Raw genomic sequence first — 21,020 nt, 5'->3', positions numbered from 1 at the left:
TCTTCAAAATCTCGTCAATTCACGCGTGGCAGGATTATATCTAAAAACATCCCCACCTGTGCTCCTCACCTGGCGCATGACTTCCGCCGAGATGCCATTTGTTCTGGGGCTGACCACCACATTCAAGGGCTGTCCAGAATCACTTGCAACTTTAATCTGCGCTCGCAACTGGTTGGACATGGAGAGGTTCAGTACGTTCTTGACCTCCAACAGGCCTCCTACGTTCTTCCCCCACATATCAGGAATCGTTGTCACTTTTGCGCCATTGGCAAGCTCGACAGTTACCAGGCTCGTATTTTTCACTCCCCCCAAATCATCAAAGGCACTAATGACTTGTCTTTCAAACTCGACGCCATTTTGGCGATTGAGGGTGATCTGGGGTACTTTGCACGGCCCGGTGTTGTGGACCCATGTTTTCAGTTTACCCACGTAGAACGTATGCCCGATATCAACCGTCAGGTTGAACGTTTTCCCCACCGGCTGGAACAGCTCCAAAGACTTGACCCGGGTCGAGACGTTTTCGCTTGCCCCATCTCCCAGCGACTGGAGCAAGTCACCCGGTTTGAGATTAATGGCCGGGACAAAATCGCGTTGGGCTGGAACATAGAAAGGGTGCGATGGGGTAACCAACAGCGTTTCGCCCTCAGCCGGACCGTCTGTGCGAATACTTTCCAGCTTCAGGCGATAGATCGGTTGATCCGTGCGCACATGGGTTGCCAGGATGGCGGCGGCAAACGGCTCACCGCCGTTTTCAGGTTTGCTCCAGACGATATCGCCGACCTTGAGCATATCGATGGCGCGGTCCCCTGACGGGGTCGCCACCATCGTGCCTGCGGCGAAACAGCAAGGACCACGCAGCTCGCCCCCTACAACGTCCTTGACCTCGTTGTTTGCAATGCCGGTCCTACCACCAGGAATCTTGACGCTGGCAGCGCCCATCGCTCCGACGATGATATTCCCAAGCCCGTTCCAGGTGTCGCCATCGATGACCTGCTGGGCGCCATAACCGGCCTGCAAGACTCCATTGGCAGCCGCTGCGATACGAATGGCCGAGCCCAACGGACCTGACATCGCATACAACGCCGGCGTCCCGATGTTTGCCAGACCCTGTTGCTCGTTGCTGATTCGCAAATAACCTTGCGCATCCCTGTACACCATCTCATTGGCCGTTTTTTCCCGGCTCCAGAAGGGATCCAGGACAGAGACACCATCCAGTGCACGCAATGCATCGGCATAAGCTGTTTTCGAATCAGTCGTACCCGCATACGGGTAATCACGGATGGGAGCAGGACCGGTCTCAATCAACATCTTGACGCTGGACGCGGCAACTTCAGGCCCATACTTGAGCTGCTGCTCGTAGGCATAGACTTGCAGGTAGGCCTTCAGCTCACTGGTTTCCGCTGCGGACAGGGAAGCGGGATCGTTATGGAGCTTGGCCAGCAAGTCGTCGCTACGATGGTCGGCGCCCTCAAGCGTGGACAGCTTCCTCGCAGCGTCGAGACTTCCAGTTTCCTCAAACTCTTTACGAGCCCGATCACGCACGGCTTGCGAGTGATTGCCCAGGAAGTTGTACTGGGTAGCATTCCCTGCCACCGTAGACGCAATCGAGGCATCGCCACCGGACGCTACCGCCCCCAGCACGCCGGCAATCTGCGAGAGCGCCATCAGGTTGGCTTCGGCCCGAATGTATTCAGGGGAGCCTTTTACCAGATTTTCCGGGAGAAGCTTGTCACCCAAAAGACCTACCAGGACTTCGTTGGCCCCGCCGGCTATGGCCCCCGTTTGGAAATCGCCCCCCATGGCCTTGGACAGCAGCCCACCGAGACCGGCGTGCAGGAGGATCTTTTCCAATCCACCTTCGGGCAGTTCCATATCGCCGATCTTTCCGGCCCCGACCGCGCCACCGATGCTGGCAGCGGTGCCCATCGCCGAGCTGGCCAGGTTGTCCTGGAAGCTACCGCCATAGACGGCGGTCTTGATCACCGCATCCGCAGTCACCTTCAAGGCAACGGTCTGTGCACTCTGAAGATCGAAACCCATGCTGCCGGGGCTGTAGTTGAGCCCTTGCGCCACACCGGCCGTCGCGATCGAAACGGCATAGCCCTTGAGGCTGTCCTTGGAAGTGACATCCTTGAGTATCGCGCCGAGGTTGCCTCGGTTATCGATAGTACTGACGGTCGCCTTGGTCGCAACACTGACGGCGCCCGCCTGGGCCATGGTGCTCCAACCGGCCATCATCGGCCCCATCACCGCAGCCAGCGCAATCGCGATGATCAATTGCGATGCGGGTCCCAATCCCGAGGTGTTGTACTTGAAGGATTCGTGAATCTCCTTCACTTGCCGCCAATCCACGTCACCACGCACCTCGGCTTCCTTCAGCCACGCCAGCTTCGGATCAGCCGTCACCATCGCATCGATAGTCTGACTGACCGTCTGCTGGTTGACCTGCTTGACATCGATTTTCAGACCTTCGACAGCCTTGATGGTGACTATGCCAGCCGCAGTCAGCTGACTTTGGCGAAGTGTCTCGTCGGTATGGCCCTTGCCCTTGGATGAGTTCCAGAAGGCGTTGTTGTTGGTCTTGGTATGGCTCTCATCGTGAAGGTCCTTCACTCCCTCGAAGGTGATGCCACCCCCGCTGTCCAGCGTGAGATCCTTGGCGCTTTCAAGTTTCGCCACCTGATAGCGCTGGTCACCTCCGCTCTTGAGTGTCAGGTCTCCCCCGGTCTTGATCTCGCTCCCCACATTCGTCACTTGGGTCACTTCATCGTGACGGGTCTGCAATTTGCCGAAACTGCCCTTCTTTTTCTTGTCGTAGAGCGAATAGTCGCTGTCCTGTGCCGCAAGCAGATCCAGGTCGCCGCCTGCCACCAGATAAGCTTCGTCCCCGGCATTGATGCGGCTGGATACCAGTGTCATGTCCTTGCCGGCACTGAGCACGACATCACCACCCGCCGTCACGTTGCTGGCGATCTGCTTGACGTGATCCTCTTGCGTCGTGAGTTTCTTCGACTTGAAGTAGGAATGGCTTTCGTCAGCCGAAGAACTCAAGACCAGGTTCTCGGCGGCCTTCATGCTGATATCCCGCATGGCGTCGATATCGCTGCCGATCACCGAGATATCACGGCCGGCACTTACCGAGACGTCACGCCCCACTATCAGGTCGGAGCCATATTGAGTAACGCCGCTGCTTTGACCCCGGCCGGCCTCGCTACGATGTTGCTCCGCAGAGACGATGTTGACGTCACGGCCGGCAGTGAGTGTCGTATCACGGCCGCTGTACATCACGCTGCCGCTGCTGGTGATATCACGCCCGGCGCTGATGCTCAGGTCATTCGCCGCCTCGATGCGTGCACCACTGTCGGCATACTCCTGGGTCTGGCTGTATCCCTTGATGCTGTAACCCGTGGCCGAGACGGTGCGCTCGCTGACCACATCACCACCGATGGCGACCATGTTCACATCGCGACCGGAGATGATTCCTCCGGCCTTGTTGACGATATCGTTGCTGGCCAGCAGATCCAGGCGATTACCGGCTTCGATCAAACCGCTGTTGACGATGTTGTTACCTGCCACGGCGCTCAAATTGTTCGTTGCACGCAACGTCCCGGCATTCTGCAGATCCTGACCGGCAATCAGCGTAACGTCCGCCCCCTGGATCAACGCCCCGTTCGGTGCCAGGCGGTTGGTGGCCTGGGCCAGGTAGAGCACCGGCACCAGGACCTTCTCGCCATTCACCTCATGCTCTTCGAGCCAGACGATATCGTGGGTCAGCGCCGCGACCTGCTGGGAGGTCAAGCTGACCCCCACCGACAGGTCGAGCTGCTGCTTGCTCTTGATGGCGTTGTCCATCAGGTACTTGTAGAGCGCTTCATCGGAGGTCTGGCCGTCGATAAAACGTTGACCGGTACGCGCGACCACCGCCTGCTGGATCAGCTTCTGTTCATAGAAACCATCGCCCAGGCGCTTGGCGCTTTCATCCGGGTTGTAGCCGAGGTTCGCCAGCAGGTAGTCCGAGCTCATGAACTGCTTGAGGTCGGTCAGCACCGGGTTGGTTTCGATCAGGTACTTCTGCGGATTGGACCGGCCCGAGGTGTCCGGCAAGCCCTGCACCCGATTGATGACTTGGCTGCCCACCGAGGACACCGCACCACCCTGCCCCGGCAACTGGACACTGCCGCTATCGCCCGGCGTGCCGACATTGATCTCGCTGCCGGAGACACCGCTGCCCGTGGCCTGGCGGGTACTTTGTTCGAGTTGAAGATTGCTCGCGGCGATCCACGCCGCATCGGTGAACTGCAGGTTGCGCGCCTGGACGTCATCCGCACCCTGTTGGCGCTGGGCATTGCTCACCACCGCGCTGCCCATGCTCCAGGATTGCGGCCCCGCATTGGCCTGGCTGGCCTGCGTCGCCGAACCGCCCTGCCCGCTCAGGCGGAACAGGCCGTTTTGTCCGGTCGGCAAGCTGAAGCCCGCGATCGACAAGGGGTTTACTTGCTGCTGGGCCAGGTTCGGCGGCAGTTGCGGGTTCAGGTAGACGACCGTCGGCTTGGCCGCATTGCCGACCTGGGTGCCAGTACCGCTCTTGGTCGTACCCGAGAACTGGGTGTTGGCGTGCAGGTTGCTGTTGTCGATGGTGTTCTTGGCGTTGATCTGTATCGCCTGTCCGGCCTGGACCACCGAAGCGACACTGCCGCCGCCCGCGGTAAACACCTTGTTATCACTGTTCAAGGTTCCCGCCAGAATGCCAGCAGGCAACGCCACGTCGGGACCGGTGCCGAAGCTTGAGTTCAACCGTGTGTTTTTTTGCTTGCCGTAATCGTTGAGCTCAATGTGCGTGCCGCCCTTGTCGGGCTCATGGACCGATTTCCAGTAGTTGTAGACGTACTGGGAATATCGGAGCGCGTAGGCCTCCAGCGGACCACCGTCTCTGCTGGTGATGGAGGATATATTGCGCACGCCGGTATAGACGCGGTTACGGGTGAAGTTGCCGGACTCCAACCCCAGGTTCTCGAAGTTGTCGACATTCAGGCGAATGTTCTTGCCGGCGGAAATCAGCGAAGCGGTGTTGGTAAAGCGGCCGACATCGCCATCGATGTTTCCGGCCACCGCCAGGCTTGCCCGTGCGCCACTGATGATCGACTCCGAGGTGTAGTTCTCGGAGATATAGAACGTGTCCGAGTTGAACGTGATGTCACCCGACAACAACCGTTCCTGCCCGATAGTTCCCTCGGTCTTGTTGTTGAAGCTGTTGGCCGACAGCGAGAAGTCCCCGTCGACATTGATGGAGGACGCCAGGTTGGTCACGCTGTTGGCCCGGCCACCATTGAGTCCGGAAATATTCAGGTTGCCAATGCTGTAGACATCACCATTGTCGTTGGTGAAGTCATTGACCAGCAGGCCCATGTTGCGGCCGCTGAAGATCAGGCCATGGCTGTTCACCAGGGTTGGCGTCTTCAGCGTCAGGTCCTGTGCCGCGCCCAGTGTGCCGGTGTTGCCGATGGCATTGGCGATCACCGTCATGGAGGCGTTGGACGTCAGGCGCCCCGCGTTGCTCAAGCCGCCAGCATTGATCGTGGTATCACCCCCACCAGCAATGCTCGCGACACCGCTCAGGCTCACCTGGGCCGCACTCAGGCCCAGAGTGCCCACGCTGCTGTAGCGTCCATTGCCGCCGTAGGTGCCGGCGAGCGTCAGGTTGGCCGAGCCATCACTGGCGATCAACCCATCGTTGTTCCAGTTGCCGCCGTTGCCGGTCAGGCTGTCGGAGGCCAGCAATTGCCCGCTAGCGGTCTGGTTGAGGGTGTTGACGTTCACCGTCAGGCGCCCGGCCTGGATCACGCTGCTGTTGGTCCAGCTGTCCGCCGTCAGGGTCAGGCCGCCACGGGTCAGCAGGCTGCCGCCGGCATTGGTGATATTGGCGGTGCTGATATCAAAGGTACCGCTGCCCACATGCAGCAGGTTGCCGCCCAGGTTCTGGAAGCCGCCGGCATTGAGGGTCAGGTCGCTGTTGGCGGTTTCCAGCTTGCCATTGCGGTTGTCGAACAGGCCGCCGATCTGGAAATCAGTCTTGCCGCTGGTGCCCAGCGCACGGATCTGGCCGGTCTGGTTGTCGAGGCTGGCCGCGCGGACGCGTAGCGTGCTGTCGCTTTCAATCACGCCCAGGCGATTGTTCAGCGCGCCGTTGAGGCTGAGGTCGATGTGCTGGCCGGCGATCTGTCCGTCGTTGTCACCGCTGTTGTCGAAGTTGTTACCACTGACCTGCACCAGGCCCTTGGCGTAGAGACCGCCGTTGCGGTTATCGAAGTCGGCGGTGGTGACCAGGGCATCGCCACTCTGCGCCGCGATCCGCCCGCCATAGTTGTCGATACCGCCCAGGGCGCCGAGGGTCAGGCGCTGGGCCTGGATGATGCCGCCCTGACGGTTGTTGCCCAGGTCATAGCCGTTTTTCAGCACGCCGACGATACGGGCTTCGAGGGCGCCCTTGACGCTGGCCAGGGTGCCGCCACGGTTGTCGAGGTTGGCCGCGCTGACGGTCAGGTCGCCATTCTGGGCAATCAGCCTGCCGCTCTGGTTGTCGATATCGCCGCTGACCGTCAGGTTCAGCGCGCCCTGCCCTTGCAGCGAGCCCTTGCCGTTGGCGAGACTCGCGGCACCGAGGCGGACGTCGCCGTTCTGGCTGTAGATCAGGCCGTCGCTGTTGTTCTGGACGGCGCCGCTGCTGCTGATGACGAGATTGTCATTGGCCGCGACCGTACCGCGATTGCGGTTGTCCAGGCTGCCGGTGAGCAGGCTCAGCAAGCCCTGGCTGACCAGCTGGCCGGCCTGGTTGCTAATCTGGCTGCTGCGGCTGATCACCAGCGACCCGGCGCTGGCGAGCTTGCCGTTGGTGTTGGTCAGGGCACCGAGCAGATCGAGGCTGACCGCGCCCTTGCCGGTCAGGGTGCCGTTGCTGTTATCCAGGGTGGTGCCGGTGAAACCGATGTTCTGCTGCGCGCTGAGGGTGCCGCTGTTGTTCAGGGCCATGGCTTGCAGGGTCAGGGTCGCACCACTGTCGATGGAGCCGCCCTGGGCGTTGTTCAACAGGCCGCTGAGGGTCAACTGCTGGGCGCCGCCACTGGACAGGATACCGGCGCTGTTGTCGAGGCTGGCGGCATTGACGGTCAAGGCCTGCTGGCTGACCAGCGCACCGGCATTGCTGTTGAGCAATGCGCCGCTGACGTTGACACCCAGGTTGCCGTTGCGGCTGGACAGGGTGCCGCTGTTGCGGTTGTCCAGGCTCGCGCCGTTGACGGCCAGTCCCTGCCAGCCGGACATCAGACCGCCCTGGTTGATCAGGCTGCTGCCGGTCACGCCCAACTGGTTGTTGCTGATCAGCTTGCCGCCGCTGTTGTCCAGCGTACGTCCGACGAGGTTGAAGCTCTGGTTGCTGGAAAGCTCACCGCCCTGGTTGCTCAGGTCGCGCAGACGATCGAGGGTCAGGGGGCCCTTGGCGTTGAGCAGGCCGTTGCGGTTGTCGAGATCGCCACCCGCCAGGTCGAGGCGGATGGCCTGGTCGCCGAGCAGGCGACCACCGTTCTGGGCCAGGGCGCCGAGGGCCAGGTCGATATCGCCCTTGGCCGAGACTTCACCGCCATTGCCGGAGTCCAGGCTGCTGGCATTGATCGTCAGACCGCCCTGGCTGTTGATCAGGCCCTTGCCACTGTTGTTCAGGGCCATGGCGTTGAGGGTCACGGCGCCGGCACCGAGCAAGGTGCCGCCCTGGTTGTCGAGGTCGGCGCTGCTGAGCTTCAAGGCTTGCGCAGCGTTGATCAGACCCTGGCTGCGATTGCTCAGTTGACCACGGATGGTCAGGTCGAGGTCGCCACGGCTGGTGACGGTACCGCCACTGTTGTCGAGGCTGGCGGCGCGGATATCGAGCGCGGCGGCGGCGATCTGGCCCTTGAGGTTGGCCAGCGCCTGGTTGACCTGCAAGGTCACGGCCTGGTTGCTCAGCAACTTGCCGTTGCTGTTATCCAGGCTGTCGGCGGTCAGTGCGAAGGCCTGTGCACTGGAGATTTCACCCCCCTGGTTGTTCACGCCCTTGAGGTTGTCGAGCACCAGTGACGGTGCGTTGATCAGACCGTTCTGGTTGTTCAGTTGGCCATTGTTCAGGTCCAGGGTCAGTGCCGTGTTGCTGAAGAGCTTGCCGTCCTGCTGGTCCAGGCCGGTGACGCTGGCGACCAGGGCCTTGTCGCTGCCGATGCGGCCGTTCTGGTTGCTGACCTGCCCCGCCGTCAGGGTGAGGCTGTCGCTGCTGCTCAGGCTGCCGGTGCGATTGTCATAGGCGCCGGTACTGACAGTGACCGCACCTTTACCGCTGATCACTCCCGCTTGGGCGTTGTCGAGACGGCTGCTGGTCAGGTCGATGCTGCTGTCACTGACCAGGCGTCCGCCCTGGTTGCCCAATGCCCCGCTGGCCTTGACCTTGAGCGCCCCGGCACTCGACAGGGTGCCGGCAGTGTTGGTCAGCCCGACGCTGCTGACATCCAGCCGGCCTTCACTGCTGATCAGGCCAGCGCTGTTGTCGAGGTCAGCCCCGAGGGTAAGTCGTGCATCCTGGTCGCTGAGCAGTTGGCCGCCGGTATTGTCGAGGGTCTGGCCATCCAGCGTGACGCCGGTCTTGCCCTTGAGCAGCCCCAGGTTGCGGTTGAGTACCTGAGCCATTTCGAGTGTCAGCGTCGTATCGGCGAGGAGCTTGCCGCTGTCGCTGTTGTCCAGGCGGTTGCCGGTCAGGCGGATATCGGCACTGCTGGAGAGCTCGCCGCCGCGGTTGTCGATGACGCCGACATCGAGTTTCAGCGCTTTTGTCGCCCCTACCAGGCCGTTCTGGCGGTTATCCAGGGAGGTCCCGCCCAGGGCCAGCGCACCGCTGGCGATCAGCTTGCCGTTGCGGTTGTCCAGAGTGGCAATGTTCGCCGTGACATCGGCCTTGCCAGAGATGGCGCCATTGCTGTTATCCAGGCTGCTGGCCGTCAACAGGATCGCGCCATCGGCCACCAGGGTACCGCCCTGGTTGATCAAGGCTCCGGTCACGCCCAGGTCGATGGCACCCCGGCTGCTGATCAGGCCCTGGCTGTTGTCCAGGCTGGCACTACGGCTGTCGAGCGACGCGGCGGCAATCAGGCCCTTGATGTTGCTCAGTGCCTGATCGATGCGCAGGGTCAGGCCCTGGCTGCCGAGCAGTTTGCCGCTGCTGTTGTCGAGGCTTTTCGCGACGAGGGCGAAGGCCTGGGCGCTGGAGATCTCACCGCCCTGGTTGACCACCTCGTCGAGGTTCTTGAGCACCAGCAGCGGGCCGTTGATCAGGCCGTTGCTGTTGTCCAGCCGGCCGTTGTGCAGGTCGAGGCTCAGCTGGGTCTTGCTGAACAGTTCGCCGCCCTGCTGGTCGAGGCCTGTGATGCTGGCGGTCAGGTCCCTGGCACTGGCGATACGGCCGGACGCGCCGTTGTTGACGCGGGTTGCCGTCAGGTCCAGGCGGTCGTCGCTGGTCAGCCGTCCTGCCTGACTGTTGTCGAGAGTGCCGGTGGTGACGCGGGTGGCGCCCTTGCCGCTGATCAGGCCCTTGCGGCTGTTGTCGAGGCTGCTGCTGACGAGCACCAGGCCCTGGTCCGTGAGGATCGAACCGCCCTGGTTGAGCAACGCCCCCAGGCTCTCGATCGACAGGTCGGCGGCACTGCCGAGCTTGCCGGCCGTGTTGTCCAGGCTACCGACCTTGAGGTCCAGGGCACCTTCGCTGCTGAGCAGGCCGGTGTTGTTGAGCAACGCGCCATCAAGGCGGATATCCAGGCCCTGGAGGGCGGAGATGTTCCCGCCGCTGTTATCCAGGCTCGTGCCGCTCAGGTTGACGCTGCCCCTGGCGAACAGGCGGCCCTTGTTCTGGTTGATCACTTGCGCCACGACAAGGCCGAGGTCGGTCTCGGTCAGCAGCTTGCCGCCATCGCTGTTATCCAGGCGCTGTCCGCTGACACTGACGCTGCCGCGGGTGCTGGACAGCTCGCCGGCGCGGTTGTCGATCTGCTCGACATTGATGGTCAGGCCCTGGGTGCTGGCGAGCGTACCGCCATTGCGGTTGTCGAGGCTCTTGCCGGTCAGCAGCAAGGAGCCCTGGGCCACCAGCGCCCCACCCTGCTGGCTCAGGCTGTCGATGTTGGCGTCGAGGTCGCCCTGGCTGGCAATACGGCCCTGGGTGTTGGCAACCTCCCTGGCCTTGAGACTGACCGGGCCGACCGCGCTGAGCAGGCCGCCGCTGTTGTCCAGGCGGGTGCCTTCGAAGCCGATGGCCGCCTTGGCGACAAGATTGCCCTTGTCGCGGTTGTCCAACTGATCGACCAGCAGCTTGAGGTCCTTGTCGGCCTGGATCAGGCCGCCACGGTTGTCCGCCGAAGCGCCGCGCAAGGTCAGGTGAGCCTTGCCCGCCAGGCTGCCGCCGCGGTTGTCCAGGCTGCCGGTGTTCAGCTCGATATTGCCCGTGGCGCGCAGCTTGCCCTGTTCACGGTTATCAAATACGCCACTGACGGTAGCGGTCAGATTGCCGTCCGCCGCCAGCACGGTGCCTGCCGCACGGTTGTCGAGGCTGGCAGCGGTCAGGCTCAAGGCCTTGCCGGAACCCAGGGTTCCCCCGTGGTTATCCAACGCGCCGCTGAGGTCGATGCTCAACCCCAGGTCGCCGGTGATCTGCCCCTGGGTATTGTCCAGACTCGCGCCCTTCAGGGTGACCAGGGTTGAACCTGACAAGGCGCCGCCACGGTTATTGGCAGCGCCACTGGCCGTGAGATTCAGGCTCTTGTCGGACGCGATCAGGCCAGCGCTGTTGTCCAGGGTGGCGACGTTGAGGGTGACATCGGCCAGACTGGAAATCTCCCCGCCGCGATTGCCTAGCGCGCCGACGTTGACCACCAGATCGCCGTTGCTGGAGATCAGGCCGTCCTTGCCGTTGATGGCCTTGTCGGCGGTCAGGTTCAGGCGGTCGGCACTGAGTACCCGGCCCTGGTTCTGGTTATCGAGGGTGCCGGCGGTGACCGTGGTCTGCCGCTGGCCGCTCAGGGTGCCGCCCTGGTTGTTCAGGGTTTGTGTGGTGGTAACCGACAGGTCACGGCTGGCAAGGATGGTCTTGCCGGCGTTGCTGAGGTTCTGCGCCGTGACGCTGACGTCGCCTTCGCTGTTGCGGGTGTTATCGAGATTGACCCCGGCTTCGATGATGCCGTTGTTGCTCAGCTGGCCACCGCTGTTCAGGGTGATGCGGTCCTTGGCGACCAGGTTGTTCTGGCTGCTCAGGTCGCCTTGGGTTTGCATCTCCAGGGTGGTGCCGGCGTAGACCGGGCCCTTGGCTTCCAGGCTCTGGGCCTTGAGGTTGACCGCTCCGCTCGCCGCCGTATCGACCATGCTCAGATGACCGTTGGCATCGAGCTGGATATCGCCACCACTGGCGACCATCTTGCCGTCGAGCTTGACCCCGACACCGGCTTCGGTGCCCACCAGCTTGATCGCCCCGGCGTACATGCCGCCCAGCGCCGAGGAGTCGATCGCCAGTTGCGGGGCATTGGCGGGATTGGCCGTGCGGGCGGTGGCCTTGAGGGTCTTGGCATCGACATCGTTGGCGCCGGCAATGATCGCCAGGTTCTTCGCCTGGATCTCGGCATTGAGCCGGGCCGAACGGGTGATGATTTCGAACTGGTCGATATTGTTGGCGTTAAGCCCGGCGCCTTCGATGGACACGCTGCCCTGGTCGACCTGGTAACCCGACACCTGGCCGTTGCTGATCACCGGTTTACCGGTGGTGAGCGTTGCCTGCGGCGTGTTGATAAAGCCGCAGCCACTGCAACTGATGCCGTAAGGGTTGGCGACGATCACATGGGCCGACTGCCCCGCCACTTCGGTGTAGCCACGCAGTTGGCTGGGGCTACCGCCGTTGACTTCGTTGAGGATGGTGGTGGCGGCACGGCCGTTGAGGTTGCTGTTGCCGAGGATGATGCCGCCCAGTTGCGTGGACTGGGTCCGGTCGATGGCGTTGTTGAGGATGACGCCGTTGGCGCCGACGTTGTAGTCGTGGAACTGGTTATGGGACAGGCCGCTGGCATTCGGTGCAGCGATATTGACGATAGGTACGCCGTTTGCCGCTTGCCCAAGCGAAGTCCCTGGTGCACTGACCACGATGCCGTCCGCCTGGGCCCACAGCGGCTGCCAGAACATGACGTTCGCCAACAGGAACGCCAGGCCGCGCTTGGGCAGTCCCAGGAAGTGCTCACGGTTTTTCAGGGCAGCAGAAGGTTGGCGCGCAAGAAGCGCGAACTGGCGGACGTCCATGTCTGGAATCTCGAATCAGATGAAACGCAGGATGAGAAGACGCTCAACTGCAAGGAGATCGTGTACGGCGGCCCCCTGGCCCGCTCTCGGCGACAGGTGGAGCCCGCCGGTTCAATCCCTTGAAAAAAGCGGTAACATCAAAATGACATCGCGATGCTAAAGAGACAAAACAATGGCGTCAATGAACGCACGGAAAATATTTCAGTCTCGATACATGGCGGAAAATGCCGTTGCCGGGAGTCGATCTGCATCGATCCGGCGCAAGACACAGCGGTGGGCGGGTTTGTTTTTTTCTTCAGAAAACCGACGCGGAGCGTCTAGTCCGGCACTCCCACGCAGGCGCGTTCGATCGTTCCCACGCTCCGGCGTGGGAATGCCTCTCTGGAGGCTCTGCGTCCGCTCTTTGTGACGAGGGCGTCACGGGCTGCATGCCCACGCCGGAGCGCGGGCACGAGCGGTAGAGCTCAGAACAGATCCACGGTATACGTCAGGTACACCCGGTTCTCGTCCAGGTCACGCTGGCTGGCGACGGTGCTGCGCAGCATCGCGTTGCGCCATTGCATGCCGAAGCCACGCAACATCGGGCTCTGGAACGCATAGCTGACCATCAGGTCACGCTCCCACTCGTGCTGGTCGCCCTGGTCCGACTTGATCTGCCCGCCGCGCTGGTAGGTCACCTGGGTGGTCAACCCCTGCAGGCCCAGGCTTGCGAAGTTGTAGCCATACTGCGCGACCCAGGTGTTCTCCCCCGCACGCTGGAAGCGCGCGCCGGTCTGGCGGTCGGTGATCAGGTAGGTGGCCGAGCCGTCGCCCTGGTTGAGAAACGGAAAATCGCTGGAACCGTTGAGGTGCTGATAGCCGAGACTCACCGCATGCCCGCCCAGGCTGTAGGTGAACAGGCCGGCCAAGGCGCGGTTATCGACCTCGCCGTTGTTGTGATAGCCGCTGCTCAGGTAGCCCTCCTGGCGGCCGGCACGGGTGCCGTTGAGGCCGTCGGACGAACTGTCGAAGAAGCGCAGGTCGGTCTTCAGGCTCCCCACCGGCAGTTGCCGGGTATGCACCAGCCCGAGGAAATGCTGCTGGTAGAAGTCCTCCAGGTTGCCGTAGTAGTACTGCAACAGCAGGCTCGGATCGACCTGATAGTCGACCCCGGCAAAGTTGAATTTGTTGCTGCGTTGTCCGGCCGGTCCGCCGGCTCCGGCAATCGCCAGGTTCTCATTGTTCGACGAGTTGCGGCTCTTGACCTGGCTGACCTGGCCGCCGGTCAGGGTGAAGTGGTCGAAGTCCCGGGAGGTCACCTGCACGCCCTGGAAGGTTTCCGGCAACAGGCGCCCGTCGTTGTAGACCAGGATCGGCATCTTCGGCAGCAAGGTACCGGCCTTGAGCTCGGTCTTGGCGATGCGCACCTTGCCGGTCAGGCCCAGGGTGGCGAAGTCATCCACCGCCCGACCGCTGCTGTCGGTGGGAAACACGAAACCGCCCTGGGTGACGCTGTTCGGGTTGCCATGGGTGCCGCGCCCCGAGTCCAGGCGCACGCCGAGCATGCCCAGTGCATCCACGCCAAAGCCCACCGGCCCCTGGGTGTAGCCGGAACTGAAGTTGAGGATAAAGCCCTGCCCCCACTCTTCCAGCTTCGAAGGCGCCGCCGGGCCGCTGCGGTTGTCCTGGTTGAAGTAGACGTTGCGCAGGTCGAGCCTGGCCTTGGCATCGTCGATAAAGCCTTCGGCACGAACCGGCTGCGCGACGGCCAGGCTCAGCAACGAAAGGCCAAACAGGGTTGGTTGCAAAGCACGCGAGATCTTGTTGTGTTGACGCATGGTAGTTACACCCTTGGTTTTTTTATTGTCGGGAGCTCGAGGTCCGCCTGCCTTTTCCTGCCTGAACACCGGCTCCTGCAAAAAAGCGGTGTTCATGGCCATATTTCAGGCAAAGCGCGGCCCCTCCTGCCGCGCACGGCAGGATTGGTGATGTCATGTCAGTGGGGAGGCGTCAGTGCCTCAGTGGCTCGTGGAGACCTGCGGGCCGCTCAGGTCTTCCCGTACCGCGAAACGCTGCAACGAGAAGATCGCGATGGAACCGAGCAAGGCCGGTACCGCCAGGGCGATAAAGAACAGCGTGGGCTGGCCCAGTTGGGCGATCAGCCAGGCGCCGAGCATCGAGCCGATGATCGAACCGACCCGGCCGTTGGCCATGGCCCAGCTCACGCCGGTGGCCCGCGCCGTGGTCGGGTAGATGCTTGCCGAAAGCAGGTTCAGGCCGTTCTGCGCACCGGCCACGCCAAAGCCGACGAAGAACACCGCGACGGTCAGCCAGGTCGCCTGGCCGAGGGCAAAGCCCACCAGGGCGATCACCAGCGCCGCACCGAGGTAGGCCAGACCCAGCACCTTGTACTGACTGACCCTGTCCATCAGCAGCGCCATGAATATCGCCCCGAGGGTTCCGCCCAGCGGCACCATGGCACCGATCCGCGCGGAACTGGCGATGTCGTAGCCGGCGTCCTTGAGGATGCTCGGCAACCAGCTGGTCAGGAGGTAGAAGACAAACAGCGAGCAGAAGAAGGTGCCCCACAGCAGCACCGTGCGCAGTGCCCGGCCTTCGATGAAGAGTTGCGAGATCGGCGAACGTTCGACCGCCGGCCGCTGGTCTTCGACGAAGGTCACCTCATCCCAGTCGCGACGCCCGCTGATCTTCTCCACCACCTTGCGCAAGGCCGCTGCATAACGCGGGTGCGCCGCCATGTAGCGCACCGATTCCGGCAGGTACCAGGCCAGCACGGGCAGCAACAGCAACGGTGCGAGCCCGCCGATCAGCAGCACGCCGCGCCAGCCGAAGGCCGGGATGATCTGGCTCGCCACCGCCCCGCCCAAGGCCAGGCCGGTGGTGAAACCGCTGTAGCTGAGGGTCACCATGATCATCCGCCGGCGCAGCGGCGAATACTCGGAACTCAAGGTGATACAGGTCGGCATCGCCCCACCCAGGCCGATCCCTGTGAGGAAGCGCAAGGCCGTGAGGCTGTCGATGGAATGGGCCCAGGCCGAGGCCAGGGTACCGAGGCTGAAGATCAGCACCGACACCAGCAGGACCTTCTTGCGCCCGTACTTGTCGGCGATGGGACCGAACAGAAAGGCCCCACACATCAGACCGAACAGGCCGGCACCGAAGGCCGGCGACAGTTGGCTCGGTTGCAGTCCCCATTCCTGGCGCAGGGACGGCGCGATATAGCCGATCACGGCCGTATCGAAACCATCCACCAGCACCACCAGGAAGCACAGCAGCAGGACAATGATCTGGTAACGGGATATCGCACAGGCATCGATGATTGCGCCAATGGAGGCGGTCTTGTGGTTCATGGTGTTTCCCCTGTTATTGGATTTGTCAGTGGGGTGAAACAGGTTTCAGCGCGTTCAGGTTGGGTAGATTTTCGACCTCTGCAGCAGGTCCAGTGCCACGTCGACGATCATGTCTTCCTGGCCGCCGACCATGCGCCGCTGGCCCAGTTCGACAAGGATGTCCACGGCCTTGAGTCCGTAGCGGCGCGCGGCGATCTCGGCATGGCGCAGGAAGCTCGAGTAGACCCCGGCATAACCCAGGGCCAGGGTTTCGCGGTCGACCCGCACCGGCCGGTCCTGCAAGGGGCGGACGATGTCGTCGGCGGCATCCATCAGGGTGTAGAGATCGGTGCCGTGGTTCCAGCCGAGGCGTTCGGCGGCGGCGATAAATACCTCCAGCGGCGCATTACCGGCGCCGGCCCCCATGCCGGCGAGGCTGGCGTCGATGCGATCGCAACCCTCCTCCACGGCAACGATGGAGTTGGCCACACCGAGCGACAGGTTATGGTGGGCATGCATGCCGGTCTCGGTTTCGGCCTTGAGCACGGCCTTCACCGCCCGGAAGCGCTCGCGGATATCCTGCATGTTCATCGCGCCGCCGGAGTCCACCACATAGATACAGGTGGCGCCGTAGCTTTCCATCTTCTTCGCCTCCAGCGCCAGGTTCTGCGGACTGGTCAGGTGGCTCATCATCAGGAAGCCGACGGTGTCCATGCCCAGTTCGCGGGCGTATTCGATGTGCTGGCGCGAGACATCCGCCTCGGTGCAGTGGGTCGCGACCCGCACCACCCGGGCCCCGGCGTGGTAGGCGGCCTTGAGATCATGCACGGTGCCGATGCCGGGCAGCAACAGGGTGGCGACCTTGGCATGGCTGATCACATCGCTGACCGCCTCGATCCACTCCAGGTCGGTGTGGGCGCCAAAACCGTAGTTGAAGCTGGAGCCCTGCAGGCCATCGCCGTGGGCGACCTCGATGCTGTCGACGCGGGCCTTGTCCAGGGCGCGGGCGATGGCCTGCACATTGTCGATGGAATACTGGTGCCGCACCGCGTGGCTGCCATCGCGCAGGGTCACGTCGGAGATATAGAGTTTCTTGCCGGGATTGAAGGTCATGGGAGTCTCCTCAGTGGGCCATGGACTGGGCCATGCGCTCGGCGGTGGCCAACGCGGCACTGGTCATGATGTCGAGGTTGCCGGCATAGGCCGGCAGGTAGTGGGCGGCGCCTTCGACTTCGAGAAACACCGTGGTCTTCAGGCCGCTGAACTGTCCGAGCCCCGGAATATGCAGCGGTGCCTCGGCGGCAATCACCTCGAACTGCACTTTCTGCTTGAGCCGATAGCCCGGCACATAGGCCTTCACCGCCAGGGCCATGGCCTCGATGGACGCCTCGACTTCAGCCTGGTCGGCCGCCTGCGACAGCACGTAGACCGTGTCGCGCATCATCAGCGGCGGCTCGGCCGGATTGAGCACGATGATCGCCTTGCCCTTCCCCGCGCCGCCGACCGCCTGGATGGCATGGGCGGTGGTTTCGGTGAACTCGTCGATATTGGCCCGTGTCCCCGGACCGGCCGACTTGCTGCTGATGGAAGCGATGATCTCGGCGTAGTGCACCTTCGCCACCCGCGATACCGCCGCCACCATGGGAATGGTGGCCTGGCCGCCACAGGTGACCATATTGACGTTGGTCGCCTGCAGGTTCGCTTCCAGGTTCACCACCGGCACGCAGTACGGACCGATGGCCGCCGGGGTCAGGTCGATCAGGCGGATGCCTGGTTTGTGCCAGCGCAGCAGTGCATCGTTGCTGACGTGGGCACTGGCCGAGGTGGCATCGAAGACAAAATCGATGTCGGCGAATTCGGCCATGCGCACCAGGCCCTCGATCCCTTCGTGGGTGGTCGCCACACCCAGGCGCCGGGCCCGGGCCAGGCCGTCGGAGGCCGCATCGATACCGACCATCACGGCCATTTCCAGATGCCTGGCATTGCGCAGGATCTTGATCATCAGATCGGTGCCGATATTGCCGGAGCCAATGATGGCGACTTTTTTCTTGTGTTCGCTCATGTCGTGTTTCTCGCGGTCAGCGGCCCAGGGCCTTGGCGGTCTTGCCGGCGATGCCGAAGTCGGTCCGGGGCATCTCGGTGATGATCACCCGCACCGATTCGCGGGGGGCCTGGATCGACTCCACCGCCGCCTCGGTCAAGGCCGCGATCAAGCGGGCCTTCTGTTCTTCGTCACGGCCTTCGATCAGGAAAACCTGCATGATGGGCATGGTCCGACTCCTCAGGATGATTGCGACTGGAAGCGCATCGAGACGCTGCCCAGGTGCTGGTAACGCACGGTGATCTGGTCGCCCGCGGCCACCGCGATGGCTTCGGTGACACCGCCGGTCATGATGAAGCAGCCGGCCGGCAACTCACGGCCCTGGGCCGCGAGCATATTGGCGAGCATCGCCACGCTCTGCGCCGGGTGCCCGAGTACCGCCGCGCCCGCCGCGGTGGCGACCACTTCGCCGTTCTTCTCCAGCACCACCCCCAGGCACTTGAGGTCGATGCCGTTGACACTGCGCGACTGGCCGCCGGTGACAAAGCGTGCCGACGAGGTGTTGTCGGCGATCACGCTCTTGAGGTCGAAGCGGAAATTCTCGTAGCGCGAGTCGATCACCTCCACCGCCGGCAGGATGAAATCGGTGGCCGCCAGCACATCGCCGACATGACAACCCGGCCCCTTGAGCGGGTGCTTGAGGACAAAGGCGATCTCCGCCTCGACCTTGGGATGGATCAGCGAATCGACATCGATCACCGCCCCGTCCATGCACGAGCCGTAGTCGGTGAGGAAGCCGTGGATCGGATCGGTGACACCCATCTGCTTCATCTTGGCAAAGGAGGTCAGGCCCATTTTCAGGCCGACGATGCGCACACCCCGGGCCTCCTTGCGCTGGCGGATCGCATCCTGGATCGCATAGGCGTCTTCCCAGTCCATCTCCGGGTGGGTGTCAGTGATCTTGGCCACCGCTTCGCGGTTCAGCTCGGCGTTTTCCAGATGCTCGGCCAGGCCGGCAATGGTCTCTGCTGTCAGGTTCATCTGTTTTTCCTTATACGAAACGCACGGACGCCGAGCCGATACCGCCGAGGCTCATGCGCAATTGGTCGCCGGGCTTGACCGGCACCATGGCCGCCAGCGAACCGGAGAGAATCACCTCGCCGCGCTTGAGGCCGATGCCCAGGCGTCCGAGGGTGTTGGCCAGCCAGACCACGGCATTGGCCGGGTGCCCGAGCGCGGCGGCACCGGCGCCGGTGGCGACGATTTCACCGTTCTTTTCCAGGGTCATGCCGACACAGGCCAGGTCGATCTCATGGGGCGCGACACCGGCATCGCCCAGGACAAAGGCCCCGGCCGAAGCGTTGTCGGCGACGGTGTCCTGGATACGGATCTTCCAGTCGCGAATCCGCGAGTCGACGATCTCGAAACAGGGCATCACATAGGCCGTGGCCCGCAGCACATCGGCCAGGGTCACTCCGGGACCGACCAGGTCGTCCTTGAGCACGAAGGCGATTTCGCCCTCGGCCCTGGGCGCGATCAGGCCGGCGCAGGCGATGGATGCGCCATCGCCGTGGAGCATGCCGCTGAGCAGATGGCCGAAGTCCGGCTGGTCCACTCCAAGCATGTCCATCACCACTTGGCTGGTGACCCCGATTTTCTTGCCGATGACCCGCTCGCCCGCGTCCAGCCGGGGCTGGATCATCGCCAGCTGGATCTGGTAGGCCTCCTCGATGGTCAGTTGCGGATGGCGCTCGGTCAGCGGGGCAATCGCCTCACGCTCGCTCAAGGCACGGTGCAGCTCGGTACCGAGTTGCTGGATAGACAGGGAATTCATGGCCGGCCTCACAAGCGAACGCAGATATTGCGAAGTTCGGTGTAGAACTCCAGGGAGTGCACACCCCCCTCGCGGCCGATGCCCGACTGCTTGGCGCCGCCGAAGGCGGTGCGCAGGTCGCGCAGGAACCACGAGTTGATCCAGCAGATGCCGACATCCAGGGCCGCGCCCATGCGGTGGGCGACTTGCAGGTTGCTGGTCCAGACGCTGGCGGCGAGGCCGTATTGGGTGGCGTTGACCAGCCGCACCACTTCTTCCTCATCGTCGAACGGCGCGATATGGCAGCACGGGCCGAAGATTTCTTCGCGGATCACCGCCGAGTCTTCCGCCAGGCCGGTCCAGATGGTTGGCTGGATCCAGGCGCCTTCAGCCAGTTCCGCCGGCATCGGCGGGATCCCGCCGCCGCTGACCACGGTCGCGCCGTCCCGCACCGCCTGGCGGTAGTAGCCGAGGACCTTTTCCCGATGCCCGAGGGACACCAGCGGGCCCAGGGTGGTGCCTTCGGCATGGGGGGCGCCGATGCGCAGGGTCTCGACCTTGGCCTTGAGCGCCTGGACAAAGCGTTCGAACAACGGCCGCTGGACATACACCCGCTCGGTGCCGAGGCAGACCTGGCCGCTGTTTTCAAAGGCCGAGCGGGCAATACCGGCCACCGCCTTGTCCAGGTCGGCATCGGCGAAGACCACACCGGCGTTCTTGCCGCCCAGCTCCAGCGACACCGGGCGCAGGCCCCTGGCCGCGGCCTTCATGATGATTTCGCCGGTGCCGGTTTCGCCGGTAAAGGTGATGCCATTGACCTCTGGATGGGCCGTCAGGAAGGCCCCGGCCGAGTTCTCGCCAAAGCCATGGACCACGTTGTAGACCCCGGCCGGCACGCCGGCATCGCGCATCACTTCACCGAGCAGGGTCGCGGTGGCCGGGGTTTCTTCCGATGGCTTGACCACCACGGTGTTGCCACAGGCCAGGGCCGGGCCGACCTTCCAGGTCATCAGCAGCAGCGGTAGGTTCCACGGGCAGACCACCGCGATCACGCCCCTCGGCGCACGCACCGCGTAGTTGACCGCCTTGCCGCCGTCCGGGGTATCCATGGTGAAGCTTTCGGTGGGCACGTTCTTGATCAGGTCGGCGAACACCTTGAAGTTCGCCGCGCCACGGGGAATATCCAGGTGGCTGGCCAGCCCGTAGGGCTTGCCGGTATCGGCGATTTCCGCGGCAATGAATTCTTCGGCACGCCGCTCGATGCCTTCGGCGACCTTGTGCAGCAAGGCCACGCGCTGGGCCACGCTCAATTTGCCCCAGGGCCCGGTCAATGCCGCCCGGGCAGCCTTGACCGCCGCATCCACCTGGGCCTGGCCGGCTTCATGCACCGGGCCGATCAGGCTGTTGTCGGCCGGGTTGCGGTTGTCGAAGGTGCGCACACCCTCGACCCACTGGTTGCCGATGAAATTGTGAAACTCGCGCAGAGGCAGTT

Annotated in this window: 9 protein-coding genes; all 9 read right to left on the bottom strand. The window is 63.2% G+C overall.

Annotated elements, in window-relative coordinates; translation table 11 throughout:
• Positions 1 to 3: 3 nt before the first annotated feature.
• On the bottom strand, positions 4 to 12,345 hold the full coding sequence (locus HX881_RS29150; protein WP_177087999.1) for a two-partner secretion domain-containing protein: 12,342 nt from the start codon (positions 12,343 to 12,345) through the stop codon (positions 4 to 6).
• Between the two features lie 464 nt (positions 12,346 to 12,809).
• On the bottom strand, positions 12,810 to 14,162 hold the full coding sequence (locus HX881_RS29145; RefSeq protein ID WP_177087997.1) for an OprD family porin: 1,353 nt from the start codon (positions 14,160 to 14,162) through the stop codon (positions 12,810 to 12,812).
• A 180-nt stretch (positions 14,163 to 14,342) separates the two neighbouring features.
• A complete protein-coding gene (locus HX881_RS29140; RefSeq protein WP_103032878.1) occupies positions 14,343 to 15,695 on the bottom strand; it encodes an MFS transporter in 1,353 nt (450 codons plus the stop codon).
• Positions 15,696 to 15,749: 54 nt separating this feature from the next.
• Positions 15,750 to 16,787, bottom strand: coding sequence for a 4-hydroxy-2-oxovalerate aldolase (gene dmpG, locus HX881_RS29135; RefSeq protein WP_177087995.1), 1,038 nt, complete (start codon positions 16,785 to 16,787; stop codon positions 15,750 to 15,752).
• Positions 16,788 to 16,797: 10 nt separating this feature from the next.
• The gene (locus HX881_RS29130) at positions 16,798 to 17,736 is read right to left on the bottom strand and encodes an acetaldehyde dehydrogenase (acetylating) (RefSeq protein ID WP_177087993.1); all 939 of its coding nucleotides are present in this window, start codon (positions 17,734 to 17,736) and stop codon (positions 16,798 to 16,800) included.
• A 16-nt stretch (positions 17,737 to 17,752) separates the two neighbouring features.
• Complete coding sequence (locus HX881_RS29125; RefSeq protein WP_103032879.1) at positions 17,753 to 17,944, bottom strand: 2-hydroxymuconate tautomerase; 192 nt, start codon at positions 17,942 to 17,944, stop codon at positions 17,753 to 17,755.
• A gap of 11 nt (positions 17,945 to 17,955) precedes the next feature.
• Entirely contained in the window at positions 17,956 to 18,756 is an 801-nt protein-coding gene (gene dmpH, locus HX881_RS29120; RefSeq protein WP_017125321.1) for a 2-oxo-3-hexenedioate decarboxylase, read from the bottom strand.
• A gap of 10 nt (positions 18,757 to 18,766) precedes the next feature.
• Complete coding sequence (gene dmpE / locus HX881_RS29115; RefSeq protein ID WP_017125320.1) at positions 18,767 to 19,549, bottom strand: 2-oxopent-4-enoate hydratase; 783 nt, start codon at positions 19,547 to 19,549, stop codon at positions 18,767 to 18,769.
• A gap of 8 nt (positions 19,550 to 19,557) precedes the next feature.
• On the bottom strand, positions 19,558 to 21,018 hold the full coding sequence (locus HX881_RS29110; protein WP_177088120.1) for a 2-hydroxymuconic semialdehyde dehydrogenase: 1,461 nt from the start codon (positions 21,016 to 21,018) through the stop codon (positions 19,558 to 19,560).
• Positions 21,019 to 21,020: the final 2 nt, after the last annotated feature.

The organism is Pseudomonas gingeri (assembly GCF_013386115.1).
In the GTDB taxonomy this organism is placed as follows: Bacteria; Pseudomonadota; Gammaproteobacteria; order Pseudomonadales; family Pseudomonadaceae; genus Aquipseudomonas; species Aquipseudomonas gingeri.
Note: the sequence above shows the minus strand (reverse complement) of the source record. Positions and strands in the feature narration are given on the sequence as shown.